This window comes from Geofilum rhodophaeum (genome assembly GCF_002210225.1).
Classification (GTDB): Bacteria; Bacteroidota; Bacteroidia; order Bacteroidales; family Marinilabiliaceae; genus Geofilum; species Geofilum rhodophaeum.
This window is the reverse complement of record NZ_MWUJ01000048.1, coordinates 1-2,956: the sequence shown is the minus strand read 5'-3', so window position 1 is coordinate 2,956 and position 2,956 is coordinate 1. Positions and strand designations below refer to the sequence as shown.

4 protein-coding genes are annotated in these 2,956 nt (G+C 35.8%); 1 reads left to right on the top strand and 3 read right to left on the bottom strand.

The window, feature by feature from the left end; genetic code table 11:
• Nucleotides 1-228: hypothetical protein (locus tag B4W65_RS16880; protein ID WP_205741322.1), on the bottom strand; the 228-nt coding region annotated here is incomplete at its 3' end.
• Nucleotides 229-259: 31 nt separating this feature from the next.
• Here B4W65_RS16880 and B4W65_RS16875 point away from each other — a divergent pair.
• Nucleotides 260-715 (top strand): hypothetical protein, encoded by a 456-nt coding sequence (locus B4W65_RS16875; protein ID WP_088656333.1) that lies wholly within the window; start codon nt 260-262, stop codon nt 713-715.
• A gap of 502 nt (nt 716-1,217) precedes the next feature.
• Here B4W65_RS16875 and B4W65_RS16870 read toward each other — a convergent pair.
• Both B4W65_RS16870 and B4W65_RS16865 read right to left on the bottom strand, forming a co-directional pair.
• Nucleotides 1,218-1,694, bottom strand: a complete 477-nt coding sequence (locus B4W65_RS16870) for a hypothetical protein (protein WP_088656332.1) — start codon at nt 1,692-1,694, stop codon at nt 1,218-1,220.
• Nucleotides 1,695-2,092: 398 nt separating this feature from the next.
• A partial coding sequence (locus tag B4W65_RS16865; RefSeq protein WP_088656331.1) for a CPBP family intramembrane glutamic endopeptidase occupies nt 2,093-2,956 on the bottom strand: 864 nt, incomplete at its 5' end.

Sequence of the window (2,956 nt, the reverse complement as noted above, 5' to 3'; positions counted from 1 at the left end):
TTGTCCAATAAAGGGGAAGTCTACATTTGTTGAGTCGAGAAATATTTTTATAAAGGTATCTGCTGGTATTTGATATTTTTCTTCTAGGTCTTGTTTCCATATACCAACTAACTCATTAATTTCCTTTTGCAAAAGCTTACCATGTTGCAATCCGTTTTCATAAGCTGTTCCATTTAAGTGCAAGATAGGTATAACAGCGTTGGTGGTGTCAAGGGCAACTTTATCCAATGTATTTGATTTGTTACCACAGGAAATGTACATGAATGGCATTAAAGCTATTATCAATATTTTAATCACTGTTTTCATCTATTATTTGCAGTCGTTCGTTTTAATTTTGCATAACGGTCACGTATATGAAATGTTTGGCAATTCGAAGCACTATTCTGTCCAACAACCACTACTTTACAAACCGGCAGAAATGACCAATAAGCCACTGACTGCCAAATATTTTATATACGATGTTGTAGTCTGGCCCCTTTTCTATTCTGTCCTCGCGCTTCCTTTTACGTTTCGGGAAGCAATAATCCCCGAATTTACTGCAAAAATTGCAACCCTGTCTGGACTCTACCCTTTTCTTATGAATCTTGCAATCCGTATGCAAACATTTGTCTCGGTGAAATCCTGGCTTTACATTTCTGCCAATCAATATTTTATCCGTGTCGCGAAGCAATCATTGCGCAACCCCTTGTTTGATGCAGGTCACTGTTTGCGCTGAACTTGAAAACCGAATCCGGTTGTCCTTATGCACACTTCACCGTGGCTAATTCAATATTCAGGATGCTTTGTCATGCAAATCACGGCAATCCTGTCGGTTCTATAAAATCGGGCAGTTTCTACCGAAGCCCAATAACGGGCTGCCAAACTTCACTTTCCTACGACAACCGCAGAATCCTGGTGTACTACTCTGCAGGTACCTTTAAAAGACCTACCCACTGTCTGACCACTACCTTTACTTCACGAATCCCTGGTCAAAGACGCTTGGATTTATAATTTTTGTCTCGCGGAATCCTTCCGGCTGGGAATCAAGAAAAACACGTTTTGCAAATCAGTTATACGTGCTGGGAATCCAAGGGCTAGACTACAACGTTTTGCGGTATGAAATCGTTGGGGATTGCGGGCTACTTTCCTATCCAGTTACACCGAACTTGATGCGTGGCTGAATACTTGTATAACCACCTAAACCCCAATGTTTTATACCGCGTGTTGGCGGTATGTACTTAATCATTCCATCCATAACTCCTCCATTTCTTAGTATCTGAATCATATCTTTCAGTTACCATAAATCCTCTTGAATATCGAATCTCATATTTATTATCTCTTTCTGATTTTTTGTATTCAATTCCAAATTTAGTATCGAAAGTGTCGGGAATTTTTCCTTCAACTTTTATTTTTTCCTCAACGGCTTTTATAATCTTTATACTGCGAATCAACTGAACTCTGTCAACTGAAAATGCAGAAAATAATTGAGTCAATATGAAAATTGGAATTATCAAGAAAAAGTAAAATGACTGCTTTGAATTCAACTTGTGATTAAATAAACTTACAATCCAGTAGATAAAACTTGCTCCAACAATTATTGCAAAAGGAATAAGTAAGAAGAACATTTCAATAATCGTCAAATAGTCGATAAATGGGAGTATGAGTCCAAATAAGACTAAAACAAGCAAAATATATTTTTTCCAATTTTTTATCATCACATCATTTTACTCGTTTTATTTGTCTGCAATAGTAACATCCAAAATTTTCATTGTCAATATTGTACCATTTATGGTTTGCTCCAACCTTTTCACAATCTTTTCCTTTTCCACATAATCCGATATTTATCAAAATCCAGGGAAGTCTCTCTCTGATTCGTAATCTAGTTTCGTATGGGTGTCTTTTTTTACTCAAAATATAGTAATTATTATTGTGAACTCTCATTTTGCATGTCAGCCAGTATTACCGCCAACGCCCGGCTGTATGCGGTCGGCCGGGGCATTTCTGCCAGTTACGAAAGTGACAGGTCAAACGCTGGTGACTAAGCAAAATGAAACCCATTATATGCTGTGGAGCCACGGCTGCCGTATACAGCTTTGTTGTGTGCTGCCATTTATCATCTACCCAAAGCACTAAATTCTTTTCTCAATAAGAATATCCCCAAAATTGATATTAATATTGCTCCGATAGTAATCAAAATCCAGTTTGTAAAACCACCATACGATTCTGTTAGTGATTCATTCATCATTGTTTCCGCATCCATAAAATACATTCCTAGAAAAGCAACAAGATTATTTACTAAATGAATCAAGATTGACAGTGATAATTTTTTTGTTCTGTAATAAACCCAACCAGAAAACATCCCAATTATTAAAGCACCAACAAACTGCCACGGATTTAAATGTACAATTCCAAAAAGAATACTGGATAGAATAATTGATTTAATAGGGGAATATCTTTGTAAAAGTCCATTTAAAATAATGCCTCTAAAAATCAATTCTTCTATTATAGGTGCTGCAATAACAATTGCGATAAAAGAAAAAACTCCGTTTTGATTTGCAAATTCAAGAAATATCTTTTGCATAAACTCCGGCATTGGCAAGGAATTAACAATTGGCGAAATTATTCCTGTCTGAATTGCAATTATGGAGATAGAGACAAAAGCCATTATCTTGAAAGAACTAAGGCTAAAATTATATGTGTTAATTCCTGTTCGTTTATTTCTTATCAAGTGAGCTATACCAAAAGGAACTCCCATCGCTAGTAAATAATAAACTAGAAAAGAAATCTCCTCTCCTAATACTTTGTTTAGTATCATGTTTACAGGACTAAACAACAACATTGCAAGTATTACTATTCCAACAATTCCCCAACTTTGTCCAATACTTGGGTAATAAATTTTCTTGTTCTCAATCATAATTATCTTATTTCTGGGTTTTTGTATTTTTTTTGGTTGCACACAACGTGTGGCAATATAGTG